This window comes from Denitratisoma sp. DHT3 (assembly GCF_007833355.1).
In the GTDB taxonomy this organism is placed as follows: domain Bacteria; phylum Pseudomonadota; class Gammaproteobacteria; order Burkholderiales; family Rhodocyclaceae; genus Denitratisoma.
On record NZ_CP020914.1, the window covers coordinates 640,975 to 665,548 of the forward strand.

Annotated in this window: 19 protein-coding genes and 3 pseudogenes; 10 read left to right on the forward strand and 12 right to left on the reverse strand. The window is 65.7% G+C overall.

Going from position 1 to position 24,574, the window contains the following annotated elements; all coding sequences use genetic code 11:
• Positions 1-35 precede the first annotated feature (35 nt).
• The 4 genes from B9N43_RS02875 to B9N43_RS02890 all read right to left on the reverse strand — a co-directional run bounded on the left by B9N43_RS02875 (position 36) and on the right by B9N43_RS02890 (position 6,602).
• Positions 36-2,534 carry a diguanylate cyclase domain-containing protein gene (locus B9N43_RS02875; RefSeq protein WP_145840831.1) on the reverse strand — a complete coding sequence of 833 codons (2,499 nt, stop codon included), beginning with the start codon at positions 2,532-2,534 and terminating at the stop codon, positions 36-38.
• Between the two features lie 255 nt (positions 2,535-2,789).
• Complete coding sequence (locus B9N43_RS02880; RefSeq protein ID WP_145840832.1) at positions 2,790-3,563, reverse strand: SDR family NAD(P)-dependent oxidoreductase; 774 nt, start codon at positions 3,561-3,563, stop codon at positions 2,790-2,792.
• A gap of 214 nt (positions 3,564-3,777) precedes the next feature.
• Positions 3,778-5,193: an amidohydrolase family protein gene (locus B9N43_RS02885; RefSeq protein ID WP_145840833.1), complete on the reverse strand. Its 1,416-nt coding sequence runs from the start codon at positions 5,191-5,193 to the stop codon at positions 3,778-3,780.
• Positions 5,187-6,602, reverse strand: a complete 1,416-nt coding sequence (locus tag B9N43_RS02890) for a CoA transferase (protein WP_222428784.1) — start codon at positions 6,600-6,602, stop codon at positions 5,187-5,189. Before B9N43_RS02890 ends, B9N43_RS02885 begins: the two co-directional genes overlap by 7 nt.
• Positions 6,603-6,862: 260 nt before the next feature.
• Here B9N43_RS02890 and B9N43_RS02895 point away from each other — a divergent pair, with 260 nt between their 5' ends.
• On the forward strand, positions 6,863-7,495 hold the full coding sequence (locus B9N43_RS02895) for a histidine phosphatase family protein (RefSeq protein WP_222428785.1): 633 nt from the start codon (positions 6,863-6,865) through the stop codon (positions 7,493-7,495).
• Between the two features lie 13 nt (positions 7,496-7,508).
• Here B9N43_RS02895 and B9N43_RS02900 read toward each other — a convergent pair.
• Positions 7,509-7,649, reverse strand: a pseudogene (locus B9N43_RS02900) (arsenical-resistance protein); the annotation flags it as partial.
• Positions 7,650-7,763: 114 nt separating this feature from the next.
• Here B9N43_RS02900 and B9N43_RS02905 point away from each other — a divergent pair.
• Positions 7,764-9,980, forward strand: coding sequence for an OsmC domain/YcaO domain-containing protein (locus B9N43_RS02905; protein ID WP_145840834.1), 2,217 nt, complete (start codon positions 7,764-7,766; stop codon positions 9,978-9,980).
• A 133-nt stretch (positions 9,981-10,113) separates the two neighbouring features.
• On the opposite strand, the pseudogene B9N43_RS02910 reads toward B9N43_RS02905, so the two are convergent.
• The 3 genes and pseudogenes from B9N43_RS02910 to B9N43_RS02920 all read right to left on the reverse strand — a co-directional run bounded on the left by B9N43_RS02910 (position 10,114) and on the right by B9N43_RS02920 (position 12,312).
• Positions 10,114-11,070, reverse strand: a pseudogene (locus B9N43_RS02910) (IS5 family transposase).
• Between the two features lie 97 nt (positions 11,071-11,167).
• A pseudogene (locus B9N43_RS02915) lies at positions 11,168-11,922 on the reverse strand (IS5 family transposase).
• A 123-nt stretch (positions 11,923-12,045) separates the two neighbouring features.
• On the reverse strand, positions 12,046-12,312 hold the full coding sequence (locus B9N43_RS02920; protein ID WP_145840835.1) for a hypothetical protein: 267 nt from the start codon (positions 12,310-12,312) through the stop codon (positions 12,046-12,048).
• 114 nt (positions 12,313-12,426) lie between these two features.
• On the opposite strand from B9N43_RS02920, the gene thrC reads away from it, so the two are divergent.
• Both thrC and B9N43_RS02930 read left to right on the forward strand, forming a co-directional pair.
• Positions 12,427-13,854, forward strand: coding sequence for a threonine synthase (gene thrC, locus B9N43_RS02925; protein ID WP_145840836.1), 1,428 nt, complete (start codon positions 12,427-12,429; stop codon positions 13,852-13,854).
• Between the two features lie 5 nt (positions 13,855-13,859).
• The gene (locus B9N43_RS02930; RefSeq protein WP_145840837.1) at positions 13,860-14,486 is read left to right on the forward strand and encodes an SAM-dependent methyltransferase; all 627 of its coding nucleotides are present in this window, start codon (positions 13,860-13,862) and stop codon (positions 14,484-14,486) included.
• A gap of 37 nt (positions 14,487-14,523) precedes the next feature.
• On the opposite strand, the gene B9N43_RS02935 is transcribed toward B9N43_RS02930, so the two are convergent.
• The 3 genes from B9N43_RS02935 to ompR are packed head-to-tail and all read right to left on the reverse strand — an operon-like array spanning position 14,524 to position 16,953.
• A complete protein-coding gene (locus B9N43_RS02935) occupies positions 14,524-14,937 on the reverse strand; it encodes a group II truncated hemoglobin (RefSeq protein ID WP_145840838.1) in 414 nt (137 codons plus the stop codon).
• Positions 14,934-16,241, reverse strand: coding sequence for an ATP-binding protein (locus B9N43_RS02940; protein WP_145840839.1), 1,308 nt, complete (start codon positions 16,239-16,241; stop codon positions 14,934-14,936). The genes B9N43_RS02935 and B9N43_RS02940 overlap by 4 nt, the downstream gene beginning before the upstream one ends.
• 1 nt (position 16,242) lies before the next feature.
• Positions 16,243-16,953: a two-component system response regulator OmpR gene (gene ompR / locus B9N43_RS02945; protein ID WP_145840840.1), complete on the reverse strand. Its 711-nt coding sequence runs from the start codon at positions 16,951-16,953 to the stop codon at positions 16,243-16,245.
• Between the two features lie 179 nt (positions 16,954-17,132).
• Here ompR and hypA point away from each other — a divergent pair, with 179 nt between their 5' ends.
• From hypA to B9N43_RS02965, 4 genes are read left to right on the forward strand one after another with little or no spacing between them, the layout of a single operon-like run.
• Positions 17,133-17,474, forward strand: coding sequence for a hydrogenase maturation nickel metallochaperone HypA (hypA, locus tag B9N43_RS02950; protein ID WP_186453955.1), 342 nt, complete (start codon positions 17,133-17,135; stop codon positions 17,472-17,474).
• A 6-nt stretch (positions 17,475-17,480) separates the two neighbouring features.
• On the forward strand, positions 17,481-18,293 hold the full coding sequence (gene hypB, locus B9N43_RS02955) for a hydrogenase nickel incorporation protein HypB (protein ID WP_145840841.1): 813 nt from the start codon (positions 17,481-17,483) through the stop codon (positions 18,291-18,293).
• Positions 18,290-20,611, forward strand: a complete 2,322-nt coding sequence (gene hypF / locus B9N43_RS02960) for a carbamoyltransferase HypF (protein WP_261379376.1) — start codon at positions 18,290-18,292, stop codon at positions 20,609-20,611. Before hypB ends, hypF begins: the two co-directional genes overlap by 4 nt.
• Before the next feature lie 2 nt (positions 20,612-20,613).
• Positions 20,614-20,844: a HypC/HybG/HupF family hydrogenase formation chaperone gene (locus B9N43_RS02965; protein WP_145840842.1), complete on the forward strand. Its 231-nt coding sequence runs from the start codon at positions 20,614-20,616 to the stop codon at positions 20,842-20,844.
• Positions 20,845-20,866: 22 nt separating this feature from the next.
• On the opposite strand, the gene B9N43_RS02970 is transcribed toward B9N43_RS02965, so the two are convergent.
• Positions 20,867-21,439: a TetR/AcrR family transcriptional regulator gene (locus B9N43_RS02970; RefSeq protein WP_145840843.1), complete on the reverse strand. Its 573-nt coding sequence runs from the start codon at positions 21,437-21,439 to the stop codon at positions 20,867-20,869.
• A 206-nt stretch (positions 21,440-21,645) separates the two neighbouring features.
• Here B9N43_RS02970 and B9N43_RS02975 point away from each other — a divergent pair, with 206 nt between their 5' ends.
• The gene (locus B9N43_RS02975; RefSeq protein ID WP_145840844.1) at positions 21,646-22,767 is read left to right on the forward strand and encodes a hydrogenase small subunit; all 1,122 of its coding nucleotides are present in this window, start codon (positions 21,646-21,648) and stop codon (positions 22,765-22,767) included.
• Positions 22,764-24,563, forward strand: a complete 1,800-nt coding sequence (locus tag B9N43_RS02980; RefSeq protein ID WP_145840845.1) for a nickel-dependent hydrogenase large subunit — start codon at positions 22,764-22,766, stop codon at positions 24,561-24,563. Before B9N43_RS02975 ends, B9N43_RS02980 begins: the two co-directional genes overlap by 4 nt.
• Positions 24,564-24,574: the final 11 nt, after the last annotated feature.

Genomic DNA, 24,574 nt, shown 5'->3' on the forward strand with positions numbered 1-24,574 from the left:
CCACCCACGACGCTTCTACGTTGGCGCCAAGCGCCTTACTCCGCCCGCATCATCTCTTTCGCAAAAAAGCGGTAACAGTTCCGCCCCGCCTGCTTGGCCTCGTACATGGCGATATCCGCCTTTTTCATGAGTTCAGTCATATCGTCCGATCCGCTGACCGGGAAGACGGCTATGCCGATGCTCGTGCTGGTGTGACGCTCGTGCCCAAGCAACATGACCGGCTTGGCCAACGCGTCTATGATCTTCCTTGCGACCACCTCCGCATCGTGCGGATGGGAAATCTCCGTCAGGATGATGACGAACTCATCGCCTCCTTGGCGGGCAACCGTATCGCCGGCTCGTATGCTCTGGGTCAAGCGGCTGCCGACCACCTTGAGGAGTTCGTCGCCCACATCATGTCCCAGGGTGTCATTGATGTTCTTGAACCTGTCGAGGTCCAGGAACATGACGGCCATTGACCGACTGTAGCGCTTGGCCTGCGCCAATGCCTTGCCAAGCTGCTCCAGCAGCAGGCGGCGGTTGGGCAGTCCCGTGAGCGTGTCGTAGAAGGCCAGGCGCCGAATTTCCTCTTCCGCCCGCGTTCTTTCGCTGATGTCGCGCGCAGACAGCGAGATGAGGGATTTGCCATCCAGTTCAAGCGCGTGCGCGGTCAGCTCGACGTCGAGCAGGGAGCCATCCTTGCGCCGGTATTGCGTTTGGAATGTCCCGGCACGCTCGTCCAAATGCGCCTGATCACGGGAAGAGTCAGACGGATAGGTCGTCCATGTCGATGCATGCGCGCCCGCGAGCTCGTGTCGGTCATACCCCAGCATTCGGTAAAACGAGTCGCTCGCTTCGACCAGCCGGTTCTCGGTATCCAGGATGTGCAGCGCATCGCCCGTTCTGCGCAGGAAGATCTGGTTCTTGCGGCTTTCGGTCGCCAAGGCCGCTGTCCGATCCTCGACCAGACGCTCGACGCGCGCGGTATAGCCTGTGCCGAGCAGCAGAATGGCGCCCAGCAGGCTGACTCCGAACAAACCCGCGGCATGCAGGACGAGGCTTTGCCATCCCTGGTGTTGCGCAAGGTAGGTTTCGGTTGGAGCGACCTGAAGGACATACTCGCGGGCGCCAAAATGCAGGGTTTGTTCGAACCCGTCGCTGGATCGACGGTCCGCCATTTCGCCATAGATCACCTTGTTGGCGGCTTTGTCCGTGAGCCGTACATCGAGGATGGACTTGTCCTCGGGCATGAGTCTGGCTATGAAGTCGCCGATGCGCAGGACCGTGACAACGAGACCGGGAGCGCTGGCATCCTCTCGCACCTTCAGGAGCAGCAGAATTCCCGATTGTCGGGCTTGTTCCTGCACGAGTTTGATCGGTGCGGTGGCAACGGGAACACCTTCATTCATTGCATGGGCAACGGCGTCCCTGCGATTCTGGGTTGACATCAGATCGAACCCCAGAGCGGAACGGTTCCCCTCCAGCGGCTGGATGTCGGCGATCGGGAAATATTTGGCACGTTCACCGGCGCGTACCAATTCTCCAGCGGCATTTCGCTCGCGGATTTCGAAATCGTCCTGTATGCGGCGGCGCTGCTCGGCTTCGAAATCCGCCCGCCGCTCCGCCCGGACGAGTGGCGCCCACTCCATGGCCTGCAGCACCGGAAATGGCAGCGAAAAACTGCTGGCGAAGTTCCTGAACTCCATGCCGCTGACGGCCTGGGTACGGTCATGCGACATGAACCCCGCCAGCGCCGAGATGAGGAATTCCTGATCACGGAAACTATCGTGCACTCGCGCGATGAACTGACGCGCCGTCGCCCGAAAGACGGACAGGCTATCGTCCTGTTCCCACTTGCTGACTTTGACGAAGACGGAGGTGGATAGCGCCAGCATGCCGATCATCGGCAGGGCGACCGTCCAGCGCCTGCTGCGCCAGAGCGCCCGGGGTTCGCCGAAGAAGATCAGCAGTATGGGAAAGAGGACGGTGACGCCAAGGGTGTCGCCTACCCACCATTTCAGCCAGTTGACCGCCAAGTATCCCGCGTCGACGAGGCCCAGCAAGTGGAGTCCGCTCACCGAAAGGGTTGCGCTGACCAGGCATACTGCCGGCGTGAGCAGCATGAAGCTCAACAGTTCCCGGATCTGGTCGAACGAGGATGGGTAACCGATCATGCGGCGCAGCAGCCAGCCGCCGAGGCTCGCCTGCAAAGCCGATGCGATGGCGATGATCGCCGCGGCCATGGCGCCGACGCCGGTAATCGCGCCCGCTGGTCCCATTCCGGCCCAAAGATTCAGCAGGGCCGAGCCGAGCAGCACCCAAACGAGCAACGAGCGCCCCCACATATAGACGGCCGCAATGGCCAGACCCGCAGGAGGAAAGATCGCGCTCGCGTAACCCGGCGGAATGGCCAGGAGCAGGGCGAGTTTGCCAGTGAGTACGTAGGCGATCGAGACAAGCGCGCCCCTGGAGACCATGTCTCTCCAGGCAGGGTTGAGGTGCCTGGCTTTGAAGGAAGCGACCTGGGATAGGTTCTGCTTGTCGAACTTGGTCATCTGAATTGCAACCGTCGGAGATACCTGAACTCAGCCTTGCCTCCTGAACCCTTGGAGGACGCAGCATACTACCGGCGACTTACTGACGGTTTGCTGACCACGCAACACGCGCCGGGCATCGATGCGGTCGTCGCGCTCGATATCACGGGGAACGCTGTAGCGGCACCGAGGGGTTGCGGCAGGCGGAAATGCTCGTTTTCACGCTAAAAAATGGCGCGGATCACCGCGCCATTTTTACGTCGTGAGACGGAGGCTTCAGCTATGCACGCCGCCGTCGATGCGGATCACTTCGCCATTGATGTGGGCGCCGTCGGCCGAGGCCAGCATGGCGATCACGCCGGCCACGTTCTCGGGCTCGCCGAAGTTCGTGATCGGGGTCAGGTGGGTGATCAGGCTGTAGTCCACGCCCTCGGGGAAGCCGGTGGCCATGGCCTGGGTCAGCGGGGTGGTGATGCCGCCGGGGGCCACGGCATTGACGCGCACGCCGGACTTGATGAACTCCCAGGCCAGGGTATGGGTCATCGCGGCCACGCCGCCCTTGCTGGCGGCATAGGCGGCCATGTAGGGGTGGCCGAAGTAGGAGGAGGTGGAGGCGGCGTTGACGATGTTGCCTTTGCGCTGGATCAGGTGGGGCAGGGCTTCGCGGCAGAAGAGGAAGGTGCCGCCCAGGTTGACCTGGACCACGTTCATGAAATGCTCGAAGGACGTTTCCGGAGTGTGGGTGGCGCGCAGGAACCCGGCCATGTTCACCAGCACGTCGAGGCCGCCTTCCTTGGCGACGAAATCGGCGACGGTCTTTTTCACCGCCGCTTCGTCGGCGATGGAGGCCACGGCGTGGGCGGCCCGGCCGCCGTGGGCGGCGCTCGCCTGGGCCAGGGCGACGGATTCCTGGAGGCCGGATTCGTTGAGATCCACGGCGAGGGCGACGGCGCCCTCGGAGACCAGGCGGATCAGGGTGGCGCGGCCGATGCCGGAGGCGGCGCCGGTGACGATGACGTTCTTCTGGGCAAAGCGGGATGCGACGGTCATGGAGGTCTCCTCTTTTATAAACAGAAAATTATCCCATACGCGGCCTGCCAGAGGCTTCCGCGTCGGTTCACACTGGATTCGGCAACGGTCGGCGTGAAAAACGAGCGTTTCCGCCAGCCGCAACGCATCGGTGCCGCCACGAAGTTCCTCCAAACACTCGAGCGCAGCGAGCCGTATCGCCCCCCGGCGGGGAGCGAAGGGGGGCGAGCCTTTTTCATTGCCAGATCATTTTCCCCGTGCGCCAGGTCGCCCGCACGTGGACCGCGCCGAGGCGCTCCCGGGCGTCGGCCCAGGGTCGGTCGAGCAGGCACAGGTCGGCCGGGGCGCCGACGGCCAGCCGCCGCACCGGTCCCCCCGGCTGCCGGGCCGGGCTGGTGAACAGCGCCAGCGCCTGCTCCGGGCTCAGCGCCTCGGCGGCGCCGAGGATCCGGCCGGACGCGCTCTTCCGCGTCACCGCGGCCTCCAGGGCCAGCCAGGGGTTGGGGTCGCCATACGGCGCATCGGTGCCGGCGGCCAGCGGAATGCCTGCATCCAACAGGCCGCGGGCGCGGTACAGCCAGGGCAGGTCGGCCGCCTCCACTTCCCGCAGATAGACGTCGCCCCGTTCGCGGATGAAATTGGGCTGGGTCACCACCACCAGGCCCAGCGCCGCCAGTTGCGGCAGAGTCTCGGGCGGGGCCACCGAGGCATGCTCGATGCGGTCGCCCGCGAAGGTGCCAGTATCCACGCCGGCCGCCTCCAGGGCGGCACAGGCGAACACCAGTTCGGTCAGGGTCACGCAATGGAACGCCACATTGCGTCCCGCCGCGTGGCGGCGCCGGATGTCTTCGCAGAGGGCGTCGAAGGGCGGCAGTTCATTTTCGTGCAGATGCACCTTGAAGTGGCCGGGCCGCACGTCGCCGCTGGGCAGCGCGCCGTCGAGGCGGGCGTCGCCCATCGCCAGCACCGCCTGGAGCAGGTGGCCGCGCGCCTGTTCGGCGGCGAAATGGGCCAGTTCCTGCGGGCCGTTGTGCTGCGAGGTGTCGGTGACGCCGGTGACGCCGTGGCTGGCCAGCAGCCGGCCGACCCGCGCCAGGCTCGGCGGGCGGCTGCCCAGGCGTTGGCGCAGCCAGGCGTCGGCGTCGTAGAGCCGTCCGCTGGCTTGCCCCGCGATGCGCTCCAGCGGGGCGTCGCCATCATCCTCCGCGCCGAGCCGCTCCAGGGCGCGGGAATTGAGGATCCAGAGACGGCCGCTGCGATGCTGGATGCGCAACGGCCGGTCGGGCACCACCCGGTCGAGCCAGTGGCGGTCGATGTCGCCGGCCACCGACTCGTGGTAGCCGGTGCCCCGCAGCCAGTCGTCACCCGATGTCGCTTGGGTCTCGGCCGCCTTGAGCGTCAACGTCCGGGCCAGTTGCCCGGCGTCATGCACCTGGGGCGGGCCGCAGGGCACCGAGTCGAGGGCGGCGGCCAGCGCCAGCAGATGGATGTGGTGGTCGTGCAAGCCCGGCAGCAGGGCGCCGCCGCCGGCCTCCAGCACCGCCTCGTGTTCCCCGGGCCGAAGCCCGTCGCCGATGGCAGCGATCCTGCCGGCCTCGATGCGCAGGTGGGTGCGGCCGAGGCCGGCGATTTCGGCGTTGCGGATCAGCATCGGATGCCCAGTTCCGTCAGGATGGCCTGGGTGTCGGCGCCCAGGGGGCGGGCAGGGGCGGCGGCCCGGCGTGGGGGCGGCAAGTCGCCAGGGAGGCCGGTGCGGCGCGCCAGGTCGGTCCATTCCTCCCAGCGCGCGCGTCGACCATCGGCCGTCCCGGGCAGGGTGTAGCGCAGGCAGTGGCCCACCACGTCCCGCAAGGCCAGGGCAATCAGGCGTCCGCCGCCGCTCTGGTGGCTGGCCCAGGCGGCCAGCGCCGCGTGCAGCCCGGTGAGCGGATCGGCGATCGCGTCGCCGACGAACAGCGGCTGGCCGGCGAGTTCCAGCATCAGGCCGGAGAGCCCCGCCGCGACGCCGGCATCGTCGCCATAGGCGACCCATTGGGCCTGGGGTTCGTCGCGGCCGTAGCCGGTGAGGCTGACCCAGGTGAGGCCGGGGTTTTCCGCCAGCAGTTCCTCGGTGACGATGCCCAGCTGGCGTAGCGCGCGCGGACGCGAACCTTCGATCACGATGTCGGCGGCCAGCAGCAGGTGGCGCAGTTGCTCGATGCCCCGGGGCGAGGCGAAGTCCAGGGCCACGCTGGCCTTGCCCTGGTTCATCAGGGCGTAGAAAGCCGCCGCGCCGCGCCTGGCGCCGTCCGGCCGTTGCCGGCTTTCCACCTTGACCACCCGGGCGCCAGCCCGTTGCAGCAGGTGGCCGCAGAGCGGGCCGGCCCAGAGCGAGGCCAGGTCGACCACCAGGGGCATGGCGCGGGGCGGGCGGTGGGCGGAGGGAAGCGCATGGTGCACCGAATACCAGGGGGCATCGGCGGTTGTCGGCAGTGCCAGGGGCGCCAGCGCCAGGCCCAGCAGTCGCCCCTGCGCCAGCAGCGGCGTTGTGGCGCGCTGGGCCAGCAGCGGCGCCAGGGACTCCCAGGCCGGATCGACATCGCATTCCAGCCAGGCCGGCAGCAGCCGCCAGTCTTCGTCTCGGCTGAGGCTCAGCGCCAGCCAGCCGTCCGCGGTGGCCAGCAGGCGGCAGCCGCCGCCGGGGGAGATCGCGCCCCGGCGCGCCAATCCGGCCAGGGCAGCCCGTTCGGAAAGCAGCCGGGCGTCGGGCAGAGGTTCCGCAAGAGGCGCTTCCAGCAGTGCGGCGAAGGCGGCCAGCACCCCGTCGGCGCAACTGGCCAGCGGCGCCGGCCCCATCAGCGGCGCGCCCGCGGCCTGCCCGGTCAACGCCATCAGCCCGCTTTCGGCCCAGGCCCGGGCGGGGTGGCGATCAGGCCGGCCGGCACCGATGACGATCTCGGCGCCGAGGCTGCGCAGCAGGGCGCGGGCATACTCGGTGGCGAGACCCTCGCCATCCAGGCGGCACTGGCGGCCGGCAAGCAGGGCGGGGCAGGGGTGTTGGGGCGTATCGGCTTGCAGCATGGTTCTCGGGGCACACCGTTCCGGCATGGGAAGCGGGATCGCAAGGATAGCGCATCATGGCCGCGTCTCCCGCAGCGGAAGCGGCTGATCATCGCCCTTTGGAGCATGCGCGCGCCCATCGGCGATTGACCAAAATCCGTGGGCCCGGGTACTCTCGGCGATGGCATTGAGAGACCTGTCCTGCGGCAACAGTCTGGTATTCCGTTGGAAGGGCTTGCTGCCGGATGAAATGAACCGACCGTCGATCGCCCGCGAGAAAAATGATGACTTGTCCGAAACCTGCGCTCCTTTGCCTGACCCGGCACGGCGAGACCGACTGGAACCAGCAAGGCATCCTGCAAGGATGGACAGACGTGTTGCTCAACCCGCTGGGGCGCCGGCAGGCGCGGGCGATGGCGGGTTCGTTCAACCACCAGGGATTTTCCGCCGTCTGGTCGAGCCCGCTGATGCGGGCGAGGGAAACCGCGGAGATTGTCGCTCCCTTGATTCGCTTGTCTTTTCCGAAGTTTCACAACGGCCTGATGGAGCGTCACTTCGGTGTTTTTCAGGGTGTGCCGAAGGCCGAACTGGCCGAGTTCAACCCCGTGGTGCTGCAGTTGATCCTCAAGCGCAATCCGGATGGCTATTTCGAAGGCGGCGAAAGCATGGACGAATTCGCCGACCGTGTGCTGGGCGCGCTGGCCGACATCGGCTCGGCCCATGACGGCCAGCGGGTGCTGGTGATCACCCACGGCTGGGTGATGGATGTCGTCACCCGCCACATCAAGGGGCTGCCACGCAAAGCCATTCTCAACATGAAGCGCAAGAATGGCGAAAGTCTGTGGATAGCGGTGCATCAGGGAATCATCACCGCCACCCATGAGCCGGAGAATCAAGTCCAGTCGGCAGCGTAGGGGAACTCAGCAACTAGTGCGCCCCGTACTGGGCGGCTTCGTACCATCCCTTGGTCCGGTTAACCACCTTCACCACCAGCAGCATCACCGGCACTTCGATCAGCGCGCCGACCACGGTGGCCAGCGCGGCGCCGGAGTCGAAGCCGAACAGCAGCACCAGTGTCGACGTCAGCAATGTGGCCGATGACAGCCCAAAGCACGGTTTTTTCACTGGGGAAACCCGATAATAGCGGCCGATTCGTTTTGGACGTTTTTTTGGAATTCCCGCATGGAAATCAAGGTCAACTTTCTCGACAAGCTTCGTCTTGAAGCCAAGTTCGATGACTTCACGGTAATCGCCGATCAGCCCATCCGCTATAAGGGCGATGGCTCGGCGCCGGGTCCGTTCGATTACTTTCTGGCTTCATCGGCTTTGTGTGCGGCTTACTTTGTGAAGTTGTACTGCGAAACTCGCAACATTCCCACCGATAACATCCGCCTGTCGCAGAACAACATTGTCGATCCGGAAAATCGCTACCAGCAGATTTTCAAGATTCAGGTCGAGCTGCCGGCGGATATTTCCGCCAAAGACCGCCAGGGCATTTTGCGTTCCATCGACCGGTGTACGGTAAAGAAGGTGGTGCAAACCGGGCCCGAGTTTGTGATTGAGGAAGTCGAAAATCTGGATGCGAATGCACAGGCCCTGCTGATGCTGAATCCGAATTCAGAAGCGAGCACCTATATTGCTGGCAAGGATCTGCCGCTGGAGCAAACCATCGCCAATATGTCGGGCGTTTTGGCGGGCTTGGGCATCAAGATCGAGATCGCTTCGTGGCGCAACCTAGTCCCCAACGTGTGGTCACTGCATATCCGCGATGCGCACTCGCCGATGTGCTTCACCAACGGCAAGGGCGCGACCAAGGAAAGCGCCTTGGCGTCGGCCTTGGGCGAATATATCGAGCGGCTCAATTGCAATCATTTCTACAACGACCAGTTCTGGGGCGAGGACATCGCCAGCGCGGCGTTCGTGCATTACCCTGACGAGCGCTGGTTCAAGCCGGGCCGCAAGGATGCGCTTCCGGCCGGAATCCTCGACGAGTACTGTCTGAGGATTTACAACCCCGACGGTGAGCTGCGTGGCTCGCATCTTTACGACACCAACTCCGGCGATGTGCGGCGCGGCATCTGTTCGCTGCCATATGTGCGTCAGTCGGACGGCGAAGTGGTGTATTTCCCGTCCAACCTGATCGACAATCTGTTCCTCAGCAATGGCATGAGTGCCGGCAATACACTGGCCGAAGCGCAGGTGCAATGCCTGTCGGAAATCTTCGAGCGGGCGGTAAAACGCGAAATTCTGGAAGGTGAAATCGCACTGCCCGATGTGCCGCCCGACGTGCTGGCGAAATACCCCGGCATTCTGGCCGGGATTCAGGGCTTGGAAGCACAAGGCTTTCCGGTGCTGGTGAAGGATGCGTCGCTGGGTGGGGAGTTTCCCGTGATGTGCGTCACCTTGATGAACCCGCGTACGGGCGGCGTGTTTGCCTCCTTCGGCGCGCACCCCAGCTTTGAGGTGGCGCTGGAACGCAGTCTGACGGAGTTGCTGCAGGGGCGCAGTTTTGAAGGTCTGAACGACTTGCCGCGGCCCACCTTTGAAAGCAACGCCGTGACTGAGCCGAATAACTTTGTTGAACACTTTATCGATTCCAGCGGTGTGGTGTCGTGGCGCTTTTTCAGTGCCAAGGCTGATTTCGATTTCGTCGAGTGGGACTTTTCTGGCCAGAGTCACAGCACCAAAATGAGCTCCAATGCCGCCGAAGCCGCGATGCTGTTTGGCATTCTCGAAGACATGGGCAAGGAAGTGTACATGGCGGTGTACGACCAATTAGGTGCAACGGCCTGCCGCATACTGGTTCCGGGCTATTCGGAAATTTATCCGGTAGAAGATTTGGTCTGGGACAACACCAACAAGGCCCTGTCGTTCCGCGCCGATATTTTGAACTTGCATCGCCTCGACGATGCCGGCCTGGAAGCACTGCTTGAACGTCTGGAAGACAGTGAGCTCGATGATTACACCGACATCATCACCTTGATCGGCATCGAGTTTGACGAGAACACGGTCTGGGGCCAGCTGACGATTCTCGAGTTGAAACTGCTGATTCATCTCGCCTTGAAGCAATTCGAAGCCGCGCACGAACTGGTGGGAACCTTCCTGCAATACAACGAGAACACGGTCGAACGCGGATTGTTTTATCAGGCCTTGAATGTGGTGCTGGAGGTGCTGCTGGACAATGATCTGGAACTGGACGATTACGTGGTCAATTTCCGCCGGATGTTTGGCAACCCGCGGATGGACGCGGTGCTGGGGTCAGTGGACGGCAGCGTGCGCTTCTTCGGCTTAACGCCAACGAGCATGAAACTGGAAGGGCTCGATAGGCATCAGCGCCTAATAGATAGCTACAAAAAGCTGCACATGGCGCGGGCCAATGTGGCGGCTTTTTCCAGTTAGGGAAACGCCGAACAAGGCCTTGCACCGCGATGACCTGAGAGTGAATTAAAGCGAACTGATGAAACAAAACAGGAAGCCATCGTCTGTTGTGCCTCCTGCGAGGCGGGAAGCGGGGAAATTCCCCGCATTCCGCTCATATCGGACGCACCGTTCCCGTCAGCGGTCGTCCCCACTTGACGAGATTGATCATCGCCAGCATGGCGAAAGCGCGGTTGGCGTTCTTGGCCAGACCACGATAGCGGGTCTTGGCAAAGCCCCACAGCCGCTTCAGGGTGGGAAGGGATGCTCAACCTTGGAGCGCACGCTCGATTTAAGGCGGTTGGTCGTCTTATCCGCGTCGGTCAGCGGCGCATTGCGGTAGGCCCGCGTGTTGGTGAAGTCCTTGGCGTGCGGTGCGATTTGCTTCAGCCGCTCACGCTGTTCCTTGCCCCGGTAAGCGCTGTCGCCGTAGAGGCGGCTCTCGTTGCCGCGCAGGAGATTCGGCACTTCATGACGGTCATGTATGTTGGCCGCGGTGACGCTGGCGCTGTGGATCAGACCGCTCTTGCTATCGACACCGAGATGCACCTTCATCCCGAAGTGCCACTGGTTGCCCTTCTTGGTCTGGCGCATTTCCGGACCACGGGCCTTGTCCCGGTTCTTGGTCGAGGGTGGCGCGGCGATCAGGGCGGCATCGACTATGGTGCCGCCCGACAGACGCAAACCATTCGCTTGCAGCAACTCTCCGACCTTGGCGAAGATCGCCGCGCCAAGATCATGGGCTTCGAGCAGGTGGCGGAAGTTCGCCAAGGTCGTGCCGTCGGCGATGGACTCGTCTCCCAAGTCGAAACCACAGAAATCACGGAACAAGGCAATGTCGTAGAGCGCTTCCTCGCAGGCTTCGTCGGCAAGGTTGAACCAGTGGGCGACGCAGTACATGCGCAGCATCCGTTCCAAACCAATCGGCGGGCGGCCGTTGCCCGGCTTCGGGTAGTGCGGCTCGATCAGGGGCCCACGGCATCAGCCGCTCCATTTTCGCCAAGAACTCCGCCTTACGCGTCGCACGAGCATGTTTCTCGAAGCCTGTCGTCGCCAGTGTCATTTGCTTCATCGTTTCGCTTCCCGTGATCAATCTACATCGTCTGACAGCATGACAATCAATTCGCTCACTTCAGGTGGGACTTATTCGGCGTTTCCTTAGAGCGTGTTCACAGTAGCCAGATATAGGTGCATGCCAGATGCAAGAATGCATTGAAGCGGTTGGCGAGCTTGTCGTAACGTGTGGCGAGTCGGCGAAATTGCTTGAGCCGATTGAAGAATCGCTCGACCAGGTTACGCGCCTTGTAGCGCTCTCGGTCGAACTCACGCGGCGTGGGGCGATTGCTGCGGGGTGGAATGACGGCCTCAGCGCCCATGCGGGCGATGGTGTCGACAAACGCGTTGCTGTCGTATCCCTTGTCGGCGACCACTGCGTCGGTAACCAAGGCATCGACCAGTGCGGGGCCTTGCGTAATGTCGGCCACCTGACCACCGGTGAGGATCAGGCGCAGCGGATTACCCAGGGCATCCACGCACGCATGGATCTTGGTGGTCAGTCCGCCACGCGACCGACCGATCGCCTGATCGCCACCGTTTTTTTTGATGCGCCCGCTGAGTGCTGGTGCGCACGTACCACTGTCGAGTCGATGAAGAGCTCTTCCAGGTCTGCTTCTCCTCGGAGGGCCTCGGCCACTCGCGACCAAACCCCATTGGCTTCCCATCGTGCAAAGCGCACATACACAGAGTGCCAGTTGCCAAACTTCGGCGGCAAATCACGCCAGGGGTTGCCTACCCGGGCGGTGTATAGCACCGCCTCAACAAATAAACGGTTATCCACGGCACGCCCTCCCTTGTCCGTGGGCTTCCCTGGCAACAACTCCGAAATCCGCGCCCACTGTGCATCGCTCAACATGTCCCGATCCATTGCTTACGTCCAAATTCCAGGATGTAAACACAAATCCGATACTGTGAACAGACCCTAGTACAAAGGGCGGCTGCGCATCCGGGGTGTTCTGCGCATCGGCCCATCGGTGGCCGGTCCGCGCGTTTACCCCGCGGTGCGCTCGGATACCATGATGAAGGTCTGACTGCTGCCGAAGCTCACTACCACGGTAATCGGCAGGCCGCCCCGCGGCACGACAGCGGAAACGAAGCTTCTCTGTACCGGATCGAACGTCAGCCAGTTCGGTAGAGGAGAGCCATCGGGCAAACTTACCTTGATTTCGGTGTCTGCCGTCGTCTTTGCCAGAATCTGACCAGGCAGAGGGAAGGTAAAGCCGGTTCCCGCGGTGACCGTGCCTTTGGGGACCGTCACTGACCTAGCCCCTATCTGCCGTACCAGTTCGTCGTCTGGGGAAAATGACCTTTAGCACGGCTTCCGGCTAAGGCGGGCCGCTATAATCGCGCCCTTCTTCAGGAAGCTTCCACCATGCGATACATCAGCACCCGCGGCCAGGCGCCGGCCGAATCCTTTTGCGACATCCTGCTGGGCGGGCTGGCCCCCGATGGCGGCCTCTACCTGCCCGAGTCCTATCCCCGCGTCACGGCGGAGGAGCTGAGCCGCTGGCGCGGCCTGTCGTATGCCGACCTGGCCTACGAGGTGCTGTCCAAGTTCATCACCGACATTCCGGCGGCCGATCTCAAGGCCCTGGTGGCGAAGACCTACACGGCCGCCACCTATTGCTATGCCCGCCCCGGCCGCGACGCGGCGGACATCACGCCGCTGACCACACTGGAGCCCGGCTTCTCCCTGCTGGAGCTGTCCAACGGACCGACCCTGGCCTTCAAGGACATGGCGATGCAGTTGCTGGGCAACCTGTTCGAATACGTGCTGGACAAGCGCGGCGAGACGATCAACATCCTCGGCGCCACTTCCGGCGATACGGGCTCGGCGGCGGAATATGCGATGCACGGCAAGCACGGCGTGCGCGTCTTCATGCTCTCGCCGGACGGCAAGATGAGCGCCTTCCAGCGCGCCCAGATGTATTCGCTGCAGGATGGGAACATCCACAACATCGCCGTGCGCGGCATGTTCGACGACGCCCAGGACATCGTCAAGGCGGTGTCCAACGACGCCGCCTTCAAGGCCCGGTACAAGATCGGCGCGGTCAATTCGATCAACTGGGCGCGGGTTGCGGCGCAGATCGTCTACTACTTCAAGGGCTACTTCGAGGCGACCCGGTCCAATGACGAGCAGGTGGCGTTCTGCGTGCCCTCGGGCAACTTCGGCAACATCTGCGCCGGCCACGTCGCCCGCCAGATGGGCCTGCCCATCGCCCGCCTGGTGCTGGCGACCAACGAGAACGACGTGCTCGACGAGTTCTTCCGCACCGGCGTGTATCGTCCGCGCAAGACCGCCGAGACCCACGTTACGTCCAGCCCGTCGATGGACATTTCCAAGGCGTCCAACTTCGAGCGTTTCGTCTTCGACCTGGTGGGCCGCGATCCCGCCGTGGTGCGGGAGCTATGGGCCCAGGTGGATGGCGGCGGCGCCTTCGACCTGCGCGGTACGCCGCACTGGGCGCGCCTGCCGGCGTTCCATTTCGCCTCCGGCAGCAGCAGCCATGCCGACCGGCTGGCGACGATCCGCAGCGTCTGGGAGAAGTACGGCGTGATGATCGACACCCACACCGCCGACGGCGTCAAGGTGGCGCTGGCGCACCGCGAGGCCGGCGTGCCGATGGTGGTGCTGGAGACCGCCCAGGCGGTGAAGTTCGCCGAGACCATCCGCGAGGCCCTGGGCCGCGATCCCCTGCGTCCGGCCGCCCTGGAAGGGCTGGAGAAGCTGCCCCAGCGCGTCGAGGTGATGGACGCCGACACCGGCGCGATCAAGGACTTCATCGTCCGCCACTGCTGATCCCCGTGGCCGGCATCGATCAGGAACAGGTCTGGAGCGCCCGCTACGACGCGGCGGGCGAGGAGTACCTGTTCGGCACCGCGCCCAACGCATTTTTGCAGCGCCAGGCCGAGCGTCTGAAGCCAGGCCTCTCGGCCCTGTCGGTGGCCGACGGCGAGGGACGCAACAGCGTCTGGCTGGCGGAGGAAGGGCTGGCGGTGACCGCGGTGGAGATTTCTCCGGTGGCGCTGCACAAGGCCCGCCGGCTTGCGGTGAGCCGGCACGTGACGGTCGATTTCATCCAGGCCGACCTGCTGCGCTGGGACTGGCCGGTGGCGGCCTTCGACGTCGTGGCGGCGATTTTCATCCAGTTCGTCGGTCCCGCCGAGCGGGACGCGCTCTTCGCCCGGCTCAAGGACGCCCTCAAGCCCGGCGGCCTGCTGCTGCTTCAGGGCTACACGCCGAAGCAGCTGGAATACGGCACCGGCGGCCCGTCGGCGGTCGAGAATCTGTACACCGAGGAATTGCTGCGGCACGCCTTCGGGGATTTCGAACTGCTCGAATTGCGCAGCCACGAGGCGCTGCTGGAGGAAGGCAGCGCCCATCGCGGCATGTCGGCGGTGATCGACCTGGTGGCGCGCAAGCCCGGCTGATGTTCGGCTCTTGAAACTCTTGAGCCAGTCTCCGGAGCTAGTCTCCGGTTTCGGGCTGGTTGCGCATGTGGTCGGCAAGTCCGGACAGCGCCTTGAACAGGGCCTCCTTCAGCGCCGGGTCGGCATCCTCTTCGTCAAGCGCATGGCGCATGCACATCAGCCATTGATCGCGTTCGGCGACGCCGATGCCGAACGGCAGATGGCGGGCCCGCAAGCGCGGGTGGCCGAATTTCTCGATGAACAGGCTGGGGCCGCCAAGATAGCCGGAGAGGTACATGAAGAGTTTTTCCTCGGAGCCCGCCAGGCTTTCCGGATGCAGGCGGCGGATTTCCCAGGCTTCGGGCAGCGTGTCCATCAGTTGGTAGAAGCGATGGACCAGCCGGCGCAGGCCGGCTTCGCCGCCTAGGATTTCGTAAGGGGGGACGGAGGGGTTCGGGGCGGGTACATTCATGGTCCGGGAATCCTAACACGGGCGGTGAGGCCGCCGCCTTCCCGGGGCAGCAGCTCCAGGCTGCCGCCGTGCTGGTTGGCGACCCGCTCGACGATGGCCAGGCCGAGGCCGGCGCCGCCGGCGTTGCTGCGGGCGGCTTCGCGCCGCGTGAAGGGGCGCTTGAGCCATTCCACCTCTTCCGCCGGAATGCCCGGACCACGATCGCCGACTTCGATCAGCAGCCAGTTCCCCTCGCGCTTCAGGCGCAGTTCGACGGGGTCGCCGGAACCGCCGCCGTGGCGCAGCGCATTGTCGATCAGATTGGCGACGGCGCGGCGCAGGGCCTGCGGCCGTAGGGACAGGGGCGGCAGCGGCGGCATCGGCTCGATGCGGGATTCGAGATTGACGCCGCGGCGGCGGTAGGGCGCCGCCACCTGCTCCAGGAGATCGGCGAGATCGGTCGCCAGCGGGGATTCGCCGCCGTCGGAACGGGCGAAATCGAGAAACTGGCCGATGGTGCTGTCCATCTCGTCGATGTCGGCGCTCATGGCCTCCCGCTGCTCCCGGTCCTGCACGCCCAATTCCAGGCCCAGACGCAGCCGGGTCAGGGGCGTGCGCAGATCGTGGGACACGCCGGCCAGTACCAGGCTGCGGTCCTGCTCCAGGCGCGCCAGGTCGGCGTTCATCTGGTTGAAGGCCTGGGCCACGGCGGTCAGCTCTTCGGGACCGGTGGCCGGCAAGGGGGGCGGATGGCGGCCGGCGCCGAGTTCGCGCGCGGCATTGGCGATGTCGCGCAGCGGGCGGGTCAGGCGCGAGACGAAAATCCCCGCCCCGATCATGGCGATGACGGCCGCCAGGAGCCCCCAGCCGATCCACTGGGGAGCGTGCGAGCGGGCGAAGCGTTCGCGGGGCAGGGCGATCCAGTAGTCATCGCCCTCGATCGAGATGCGCAGAAAGATCGCCTGTTCCCCCTGCCGTTCCATCTGCAGGCGGGTGCGGGGGCCGAGGGTCTGCCGCAATTGCGCCTCGATGTCGGCCAGAAAGGGGTCCGTCGGCCGGTCGGGGACGGGCTCGTCGCCTTCCGCCACATAGACGCGGATGCCCTCCTGGCGGGAAAGCTCGTTCAGCAGTTCGTGGCGTTGCGCGGGGTCCGCGGCCACCAGGGCGGCCCGGGTCAGGTTGGCCACGCTGGTCAGCAACTGGGTGAAGTGCCGCGTGCGCGGGCCGCGCTCGGAGTAGGCGAAGATCGCCGCCCAGGCCAGGGCCGAGAGCGTCATGGTCAGCGCCAGCAGGACGAACAGCCGGGCCAGCAGAGTGCGCAGCATGTCAGTCCGGCACAAAGACGTAGCCGAACCCCCTCACGGTCTGGATGTGGCGCGGCGCCGCCGGATTGATCTCCACCAGCTTGCGCAGGCGCGACACCTGCACGTCGATGGCCCGGTCGAAGACCTCGTATTCACGGCCCCGCGCCAGTTCGGACAGCCTGTCGCGGGAAAGGGGCTGGCGCGGATGCGTGGCGAACACCTTGAGCAGGGCGAATTCCCCGGTCGTCAGCACCTGGGTCTCGCCGTCACGGCTGAGGGTGCGGCGTCCCAGGTCCAGCACGCAGTCGCCGAAGCTCACTTCCTCGGGGGCTTCCGCCGGCGCGCCGGGGATGGGAACCACCCGGCGCCGCAGCACCGCATGGATGCGGGCCACCAGTTCCCGCGGATTGAAGGGCTTGGCCAGGTAGTCGTCGGCGCCCAGTTCGAGGCCGACGATGCGGTCCACTTCCTCGCCCTTGGCGGTCAGCATGATGATGGCGATCGGGTCGCCGCCCCCGCGCAGACGGCGGCAGATGGCCAGGCCATCCTCCCCCGGCAGCATCAGGTCGAGCACCAGCAGATCGTAATGTTCCCGCGTCAGGGCGCGGTCCATGGCCACGCCGTTTTCCACGGCCCGGACGGTGAAACCCTGATCGCGCAGATAGCGTTCCAGCAACTGGCGCAGGCGCAGGTCGTCATCGACGATCAATATCTTGTCGGTACGTTCACTCATGGAATCAAGCATACCGGGAAATGCATTGCCGGGCCTGGTGGTAACACGTGGTTACCAACAAAAGTGGCCGCGTCCCGGATATCCTCTGCCGCCCCCGGTTGCCATGAAGCCGCGTTTCGGCTGGCATCCGTGGACGATTGGCGGCACACTGTCGCCCCTGGGAATCGGGGTGTATGCCAATGCATGAGATGTCGCTCGCCGAAGGCGTGCTGGGGCTGATCGAGGATGCCGCGCGGCGCGAGGGTTTTTCCCGGGTACTCGCGGTCTGGGTGGAGGTCGGGCGCCTGGCCGCGGTGGAGCCCGAGGCGCTGAGGTTCTGTTTCGACGCGGTGACCGCCGGCACGCTGGCGGATGGCGCGCGGCTGGAGATCATCGATCTGCCGGGGCAGGCGTGGTGCTGGCAATGCAACGAGAGCGTCGCACCGATGGACGACGAGGGCAGCTGTCCCCGCTGCGGGGGCTATGGCCTGCAGGTGACCGGCGGCGACCAGATGCGGGTCAAGGAACTGGAAGTGGAGTAGGAACGGATGTGCACGACCTGCGGATGCGGTGGCGAGGGTGCCACCATCGATGGACACGATGGACACGCCCATGATCATGGGGGCAATCCCTATCAACCCGGTGCCCGCCGTCGCACTCAAGGCACAGGACAGGAAGGCTCGGCCGGATCGCGGCGGGTGCTGGTGGAGCAGGCCATCCTGGCCAAGAACGACGCGCTGGCCCGGATCAACCGGGAGCGGCTGGCGGCGAAGGGCGTCTTCGCACTCAACCTGGTCTCCAGCCCCGGCTCCGGCAAGACCACGCTGCTGGTGAAGACCATCGAGGCGCTGCGCGGCCGCCTGCCGGTGGCCGTGGTGGAAGGCGATCAGCAAACCAGCCAGGATGCCGAGCGAATCCGCGCCGCCGGGGCGCCGGCGGTGCAGATCAATACCGGCAAGGGCTGCCACCTGGACGCGCTGATGGTGGGCCGCGCCCTGGAACGGCTGCCGCTGGAGACGGGGGGGCTGCTGATGATCGAGAACGTCGGGAATCTGGTCTGTCCGGCGGCTTTCGACCTGGGCGAGGCGCACAAGGTGGTGGTGCTCTCCGTCACCGAGGGCGAGGACAAACCACTCAAGTACCCCGACATGTTCCGCGCCGCCTCCCTGATGCTGCTGAACAAGTGCGATCTGTTGCCGCACCTGGACTTCGACGTGGAGCAGGCCGTCGCCTATGCCCGCCGCGTCAACCCTGAACTGCGCGTGATGCGGGTTTCGGCGCGCAGCGGCGAGGGAATGGCGGACTGGCTGGCATGGCTGGAAGCGGAGGCGGCCGCCCGGCGCGATCCCGGCCACCCATGACGCAACCGTCCATGGCGCAGGCACGGCGCATCCGCGTCCGCGGCCTGGTGCAGGGCGTCGGCTTCCGTCCTTTCGTCTGGCATCTGGCGCGGGAATTGGCGCTGACCGGCTGGGTGCGCAACGACGGCGAGGGCGTCGACATCCTGGCCGAAGGTACGCCCGCCGCGCTGGATGCGCTGGCGCAGCGGCTGCGCGGCGAGGCGCCGCCGCTGGCCCGGGTGGATGCGGTGACGATGCACGCCGAGACGCCGGCCGGCCACGCCGAGTTCCGCATCCTGGACAGCGGCGCGGGTCCGGGGCGGACCGCGATCGGCGCCGACGTGGCGGTCTGTGGCGACTGCCTGGCCGAGCTGTTCGATCCCGCCGGCCGCCGCTGGCGCCATCCGTTCATCACCTGCACCCACTGCGGTCCGCGCCACAGCCTGACGCGCCGGCTGCCTTACGACCGGCGCAACACCAGCATGGCGGATTTTCCCCTCTGCGGGGACTGTGGCCGCGAGTACGCCGAGCCGGCCGACCGCCGCTTCCATGCCGAGACCATCTGCTGTCCCGCCTGCGGGCCGCGCCTGACATTCACCGATACGGGCGGCGCGGAGCTGGCCGGGGATGCCGTCGCCGCCTGCCTGGCTCGTCTGCTCGCGGGGGACGTCGTCGCCATCAAGGGCCTGGGCGGCTTCCATCTGGCCTGCGACGCCCGCAATGCCGAGGCCGTGGCGCGGCTGAGGCTGCGCAAAGCGCGCGAGCAGAAGCCTTTCGCGCTGATGGCGGCGAACGCCGCCTCGCTCGCACCCTGGGTGGCGCTGGACGCCGCAGCCCAGGCGTTACTGGAAGCGCCGGAGCGGCCGATCGTGTTGTCGCCCAAGATATCGGCCGCCGGCGGGGCAGGCGCTGAGGCACCTCTGGACGGGCTGGCCCCCGGCCTGGCCGAGCTGGGGGCGATGCTGCCCTATACGCCGCTCCACTACCTGCTGTTCCACGAAGCGGCGGGGCGCCCGGTGGGTACTGACTGGTTGCAGCAGCTCCACCCGCTGCTGCTGGTGATGACCAGCGCCAATCCCGGCGGCGAGCCGCTGGTGATCGACAACCGGGAGGCGCTGACCCGCCTGGCGGGCATCGCCGACGCCTTCCTGCTCCATGACCGGGACATCCTGGTGCGCTGCGACGACAGCGTGACGCGCGCGTCGCCGCCGGTCTTCGTGCGTCGTGGCCGTGGATACACGCCCAAGGCCATCCGCCTGCCGCGCGCCGGTCCGAGCGTGCTGGCCCTGGGCGGCTGGTTCAAGAACACGGTCTGCGCGACGCGGGGCGACGAGGCCTTCGTCTCGCAGCATCTGGGTGATCTGGAGAATGCCGCCGCCTGCGGCTTTCATGAAGAGGCAACGGCCCATCTGCTGTCCATCCTGGAACTGGAACCGGAGATCGTCGCCCATGACCTGCATCCGGACTTCCATTCCACCCGCTTCGCCCAGGCCTTCGCCGCGCAGCGGGGCATCCCCACGCTGGCCGTGCAGCACCATCAGGCCCATCTCGCCGCCGTCGCCGCCGAGCATGGCCATGCCGGCCCGCTGCTGGGGCTGGCGCTGGACGGCGTGGGGCTGGGAAGCGACGGCCAGCCCTGGGGCGGCGAGCTGTTGTTCCTGGAGGGGACCGCCTTTTCCCGCCTGGGCCATTTGGCGACCCTGCCCCTGCCCGGCGGCGACCGCGCGGCCCGCGAGCCCTGGCGCATGGGCGCGGCCGTCCTGCATCGGCTGGGGCGGACCGACGAGATTCCGCGCCGTTTCCCCGATCGGCCCCTGGCGCCGGCGCTGGCGGCCCTGCTGGCGGGTGGTGGGCGGGGCACGGAAACCTCCAGCCTGGGGCGTGTCTTCGATGCCGCCGCCGCCTTGCTGGGGGTGGCGCTGGATTCCGGTTTCGAGGGCCATGCCGCGATGCTGCTGGAGTCGCGGGCCAGCGCCCATGGCCCGGCGTCGCCCTGGGACGGGGCCTGGCGCATCGCGGCCGACGGCACCCTGGATCTGCTGCCGCTCCTGGCCCGGCTGGCCGACTGGCGGGGTGGAGTGGATGAGGCGGCGGCGCGTTTTCACGCCAGCCTGGCGGCGGCGCTGGCACAATGGGCGACCCATGCCGCCCGGGAAAGAAATACTTCAGTCGTGGCCCTGGCCGGCGGCTGCCTGCTCAACCGCGTTCTCGCCCTGGAACTGTGCCGCCGCCTGGAGTCCGCCGGGCTGACGGTACTGACGGCCCGCCAGTTGCCGCCAGGCGATGGCGGGCTTTCCCTGGGGCAGGCGTGGGTGGCGCTGCAAACTTTGGAGTCCTGAAAATGTGTCTGGCAATGCCGGTGCGGGTGGTGGAGATCGTCGGGGAGGGGATGGCCGTGGTGGATCTGAACGGCGTCCGCAAGGAGGTTTCGCTGGCTTTGGTGGATGACGTCGCCGTCGGCGACTACGTCATCCTGCATGTCGGCCATGCGCTGCAAAAACTCGACGTCGAGGAGGCGGAGCGCACCCTGGCGCTGTTTGCCGAGATGGCGCGTCTCGATACGATACCCTGACGCTTGGCGTCCGGCGCCTGATCTATCCGATCAGCTTTTTCGTCAGGTAGTGGAGGTCGTGCTCCACCTCGGCCATCGTGACCCGTTCGGCGGAGAGAGCCAGCAGCATCGCTTGCAGCTGGTAGCCGAAGATGCGGGTCAGGGCCGTCGTCTCCTCGATCGAATAGCCGCCGAAATCGATGCCCATGTAGCGCTGGATCACCATCGACGAGGGTTCGCTGCCGCGGCCGCCGGGCGCGGCGGAGGCGCTGAGCACGGCCGAGAGCAGACGCGGCGTGCGGCGCAGGAACCCGATCACGAAGCACAGCCGCCGCGCCACCCGCAGCGCCGGATCGCCGCTGTCCGTGGCGCCGATGGCTTCCCGTTCCAGGGCGGCGATGGCTTCCGCGCTCCAGAAAATGACCAGGTCGGAGAGCAGGTGGTCCTTGTTGCGGAAATACTTGTAGGCGGTGACGCGCGACACGCCGGTCAAATCGGCCACGGCCTGGATGGTGACGGCCTCGTAACCGCCGTCGGTAGCCAGTCGGCGGGCGGCCTGAAGCAGGCGGCTCTCGGTTTCGCCGGCGGAAGAGGGGGAGCGTAATGAGGTACTCATGAGGGGCCGCAGTCTAGCAAATCCTGCGCATGCGATCAGGCATCCTGTCGGCCGGCTTTCGGCAAGGTATCGTGCGGTGCATCAAGCTTGATGCGGATCAAGCAGGGTGCATTTGCATGATCCGGTTTGGTTCCCCCTCACCGGTTTTCAGTTAGCCTCCCGTACCGAATAATTCGATGTAAATAAAACGATCAGGGAGCAGGGGAATGGCCGAAAAGCCCACATTCCACGATGTATTCATGCAGCGCGGCGTTTCTCGGCGCGACTTCCTCGGTTTCTGCGCAATGACGGCAACCTATCTGGGTCTGGGGCCGGATGGCCCCGGCATCATTGCCAACGCCATGCAGACCAAGCCGCGCATTCCCGTGCTCTGGCTGCACGGGCTGGAATGCACCTGCTGTTCCGAGAGCTTCCTGCGTTCGGGCCATCCGCTGGCGTCCGAGATCGTGCTGAGCATGATCTCCCTCGACTACGACGACACCATCATGGCCGCGGCGGGCGATCAGGCGGAAGAAATACTCCACGACATCGTTCGCGACTATCGCGGCGCCTATCTTCTCGCCGTCGAGGGCAACGTGCCCCTGGCCAACGACGGCATGGCGTGCATCGTCGGCGGCCGGCCGTTCAAGAAGAAGTTCGAGGAAATGGCGCGCCACGCCAAGGCGATCATCTCCTGGGGCACCTGCGCGAGTTCCGGCTGCGTGCAGACGGCCAAGCCCAATCCGACCGGCGCCACGCCGATCCACAAGCTGGTGGATCGCGTGCCGGTGATCAACGTTCCCGGCTGCCCCCCCATCGCCGAGGTGATGACGGGCGTCATCAGCTACATCCTCACCTATGACCGTTTGCCCGAATTGGACCGTCAGTTGCGGCCGAAGCTGTTCTATTCCCAGCGCGTGCACGACAAATGCTCCCGGCGGGCGCATTTCGACGCCGGCCAGTTCGTCGAGAGCTGGGACGATGAGGGCGCGCGCCAGGGCTGGTGCCTTTACAAGATGGGTTGCCGCGGCCCCACCACCTACAATGCTTGCGCGACGATCGGCTGGAACGAGAACACCAGCTCCCCGATCCGCTCCGGACACGGCTGCATCGGCTGCTCGGAGGAGGGATTCTGGGATCGCGGTCCCTTCTATGAGCGCCTGCCCGACATGCAGCAATGGGGTATCGAGTCGAATGCCGACAAGGTCGCGGCGGTCGGCGCAACGGTGCTGGGCTCCGCCGTGGCCGTGCAACTGGGCGCCACCGCGCTCAAACGGATGATCAAGCCGCGAGCCGGCGGCGAGGCCGGCGCCACGGAAAGTTCCGGATCGGGGGAGCCGCAGGCATGACGCAGATCACCACCCCGAACGGCTTCAACCTCGACGACGGCGGTCGACGCGTCACCCTCGATCCGGTCACCCGCATCGAGGGCCACATGCGCGTCGAGGTGAATATCGATGGCGGCAACGTCATCCGCAACGCGGTATCGGTCGGCACGATGTGGCGCGGTCTGGAGCCCATCCTCAAGGGGCGCGATCCGCGCGACGCCTGGGCCTTCGTGCAGCGCATCTGCGGCGTGTGCACCGGCGTCCATGCGCTGGCCTCGATCCGGGCGGTGGAGGATGCGCTGGCGATCCAGATTCCGACCAACGCCAACACCATCCGCAACATCATGCACCTGGCGCTGTTCGTGCATGATCACCTGGTGCATTTCTATCATCTGCACGCGCTCGACTGGGTCGATATCGTCTCGGCCCTGTCGGCATCGCCGAAGGCCACCTCCGAGCTGCAACAGTCGGTCTCGCCGTGGCCGAATTCATCGCCGGGTTATTTCAAGGACATGCAGGAGCGGGTGCGAAAGCTGGTCGGCTCGGGCCAGCTCGGCCCCTTCCGCAACGGCTATTGGGGCCATTCCGCCTACCGGCTGCCGCCGGAGGCGAATCTGATGGCGGTGGCGCATTACATCGAGGCGCTCAACTTCCAGCGCGAGATCGTCAAGATCCAGGCCGTGTTCGGCGGCAAGAACCCGCATCCGATGTGGCTGGTGGGCGGCGTGCCGTCCGCCATCAACATGCATGCCTCCGGCGCTTCGGGCGCGTCCGTCAATGTCGAGCGCATGAACCTGGTCGCGGCGGTCGCCGATCAGGCGCACGCCTTCATCGAACAGGTCTATGTGCCCGATCTGCTGGCCATCGCCTCGTTCTATCCGGAGTGGTTCCGGCATGGCGGCGGCTTGTCGAGCCGGAACCTGCTTTCCTACGGCGAGTTCCCGGCGCGCGCCAACGACGAATCCAATGCCAGCCTGATGCTGCCGCGCGGCGCCATCATCGACGGCGACCTGTCGCGGCTGCATGAGGTCGATCTCAAGGACCCGGCTCAGGTGCAGGAGTTCGTGCCGCATTCCTGGTATCGCTATCCGGACGACAACGCCGGCCTGCATCCCTGGGACGGCCTCACCGAACTGGACTTCCGCCTTGGGGCGAAGACGCGCAAGAGCGACGACCGGATCGAGTCCTTCGACGAAAGCGCGAAATACAGCTACATCAAGGCGCCGCGCTGGAAAGGCCATGCGATGGAAACCGGGCCGCTGGCCCGCATGGTCATCGCCTACGCCGGCGGCAATGCGCGGGTCAAGGAGCTTGTCGACGGCGCGTTGAGGAAACTCGGCCTGCCGTTGACCGCGCTGTTCTCCACCCTGGGCCGCACCGCGGCGCGGGGCCTGGAGGCGCTCTGGGCCGCCGAGCAGCTCAAGGAGCAGATTCTCTATTTGCAGGCGACGATCAAGAGCGGCAACGAGGCCACCGCCAACACCGAAAAGTGGTCGCCGCAGACCTGGCCGGCGACGGCGCGTGGCGTCGGCTTCAGCGAGGCGCCGCGCGGCGCGCTGGGGCACTGGATACGCATCAAGGACCAGAAGATCGAGAACTATCAATGCGTGGTGCCGACCACCTGGAACGCCAGTCCGCGCGACGCCCAGGGCAACATCGGCGCCTACGAGGCGGCGCTGCTGGGCGTGCCGCTGGCGGATCCGAAGAAGCCGCTGGAGATCCTGCGCGTGATACACAGCTTCGACCCGTGCCTGGCCTGCGCCACGCACGTCATCGGCCCCGATGGCGGCGAGCTGACGGTGGCCCAGGTGCTATGAACGGGGCGCCG